This window comes from Streptacidiphilus neutrinimicus (assembly GCF_000787815.1).
GTDB lineage: Bacteria > Actinomycetota > Actinomycetes > Streptomycetales > Streptomycetaceae > Streptacidiphilus > Streptacidiphilus neutrinimicus.
In genome coordinates this window covers 1-2,587 of record NZ_BBPO01000052.1, presented here as the reverse complement: position 1 = coordinate 2,587, position 2,587 = coordinate 1, and the positions used below count along the sequence as shown (strand labels likewise).

The window sequence follows — 2,587 nt, the reverse complement described above, 5'->3', positions numbered from 1 at the left end:
CGGCACGGCCTCGCACTGCCCGGCAAGGCCTCGCACTGCCCGGCAAGGCCTCGCACTGCCCGGCACGGCCTCGCGCTGCCCGGCACGGCCTCGCGCTGCCCGGCACGGCCTCGCGCTGCCCGGCACGGCCTCGCGCTGCCCGGCACGGCCTCGCGCTGCCCGGCAAGGCCTCGTACTGCCCCGGCAAGGCCTCGTACTGCGCCGGGGCGAACGCCCGGCGCGGCATTCCTTGCTGTGGCACCCGCCAACTGAAAGCGTTGCCGGGCAGCAGAACAGTCCCGTCGCCGGAGGCGTGCCGCATGGCTGATGACTCTGACGTGCCCCAGCAACCCGGTGATCAGCCGACCGACCGGAAGCGCACCTGGCTCACCCGCCTCCGTGGCGGCATGCTGGGCCGCTTTCTCCGCGCGACCAGCGAGCTGGACCTGATGCGACGGTCCATGATCTTCGCCGCCCAGGGGCTGGTCACCCTCCTGCCGCTGTTGCTCGTGGTCGCCGCCGTCGACCCCTTCCGGCAGCGCGGCTTCTCCGACTGGCTGGTCGACGGCATGGACCTGAGCACCCGGAGCGCGACGCCCCTGGAACAGCTGTTCGCCGGCCAGCACGACGTGGAGAGCGCCACCGGCGCCCTGGGCCTGGCCCTTCTCGCGCTCTTTGGCATCGCCTTCGCCGCCGAGGTGCAGACGGTCTACGAGAAGGTCTGGCAACTCGGGCCCTCCACCTGGCGCAAGGTCTGGCGCCAGGCCACCTGGCTGCTCGTGCTCACCCTCTACCTCGCCGCCGAAGTCGAAAGCGGCGTCTGGCTCCGCAACGGCTACGTGGAAGCCGTCGAGCGCGTCGCCCTCCTGGCCGCCTCCGGCCTCCTCTTCTTCTGGTGGGGCCAGCGCTTCCTCCTCGCCGGCCGCGTCAGCTGGCGCGCCCTCCTCCCCGGCACCCTCGCCACCCTCGTCGGCCTGGGCGGCCTCCGGGTCTTCTCCGCCCTGGTCTTCGATCCGATGATCGTCAGCAACGCGGAGTCATACGGCGGCGTCGGCATTGTCCTCGTGGTCGAAACCTGGCTCATCGGCGTCGGTTTCGTCTTCTACGCAGGTGCCCTGTTTGGGCGTCAGTTCCACGAGCGCAGGGCCAGGGTCGCAGTCGCCCTTTCGGGCTGATCCGGCTGCGGCACGCAGAGCTCGGCTGCCGGTCGGAGTGGGCACAGACGGATTCGAACCGCCGACATCTGCTTTGTATGCTCGCCCCGAGTCTCCAACGACCGGCGGCGAGCCCGCGGCCGCTGTGAACAGACCTGGCGCTGACAAGTAAGGCGGGCTGCTGTTGACTGCCGACGTTGATGTCATCCGGTGATGTCGGCTGCAGCACTCCAAGTCGGCACCCGCAAGGGCATTGTCCCTCTACAATCCGGCCATGGTGCCGACTTCGAACGGTTCAACCCCGGACATTGGCCGGCTCCAACCTGTGCCACTGCGTGAAGTCTGGACGCATGAGGCACTCGACTTCACCCCATGGCTGCTCGCCAACCCCGAGGTTCTGGGCGATGCCCTCGACATGGAACTGGAGATCAGTACCGCTGAGCACCCAGTAGGGGACTTCTCGCTGGACCTGATCGGCACAGACCTGCGCACAGGTCGATCCGTGATCATCGAAAACCAGCTGGAAGCAACGGACCACAGCCACCTCGGACAACTCCTCACCTACGCAGGCGGCACCGACGCCGCAAACATCGTGTGGATCGCCAAGTCCTTCCGCGAGGAACACCGTGCTGCGCTCGACTGGCTCAACACCAGGACCGACCCAGAGACATGCTTCTTTGGAGTGGAGGTGTCTGCCGTCCGAATCGGCGATTCCCGGCCGGCCCCCATGCTTCGCGTTGTAGCCCAGCCCAATGACTGGGGCAAGACGGTGCGCTCAGTGACTCAGGCCCGCGAGTCTGGGATCAGCGGCCGCGGCCTGCTCTACCGGCAGTTCTGGGAGCGCTACATGACGGCGCTCAAAGTGCTCGGGCTGACATGGAGCCGGGCACAGAAGGCACCCCGGGACAATTGGTTCAATATGCCAACCGGGGTATCCGGGATGATTTTCGGGGTCTCCTTTGCGCGGGGGAGGCTTCGTTCGGAGCTGTATCTCGGCCACCCCGACGCCGAGATGAACGCTAGCCGCTACCAGCAACTCCTGGACAAGCGCGGGGTTCTGGAGAGCACCTATGGCGACACTCTGTCGTTCGAACCCCTTGAAGGGAAGCTGAGCTGCCGCGTAGCGGACTATCGCAAAGACTCAAGCATCGAGAATGAGGCCGGCTGGGAAGGCTTCATCGAGTGGTTTATCGACTCGCAGCGTCGGCTCAGGGAAGCCATCCACGCATGCGGCGGCCTGCCGGTTGCTGAAGCGTGAGCCGGGCGGCGCCCCCAACGGAGGCAGTCCTTCGATCAACACTGCTTTGTAGGCCTTCCCGGGGCAGGTCCCGTCTGACCTGCGACGCCGTGAGCTGCGCTCTGCGGAGGGCGTTCCCGCGACTGCCCGCTGTTCCCCGCTGACCGCCCGCCGTCCTGGCACGGTTCTGGCACGCGCCCGGGACAACCTCAGGACT

The 2,587-nt window shown here is 67.4% G+C and carries 2 protein-coding genes; both read left to right on the top strand.

All coding sequences use genetic code 11. From position 1 onward, the window contains the following. The first annotated feature begins 299 nt into the window (after positions 1-299). Positions 300-1,154, top strand: coding sequence for a YhjD/YihY/BrkB family envelope integrity protein (locus TR48_RS27355; RefSeq protein ID WP_084729808.1), 855 nt, complete (start codon positions 300-302; stop codon positions 1,152-1,154). A 253-nt stretch (positions 1,155-1,407) separates the two neighbouring features. Then, positions 1,408-2,391 (top strand): DUF4268 domain-containing protein, encoded by a 984-nt coding sequence (locus TR48_RS27350; RefSeq protein WP_042372156.1) that lies wholly within the window; start codon positions 1,408-1,410, stop codon positions 2,389-2,391. Positions 2,392-2,587: the final 196 nt, after the last annotated feature.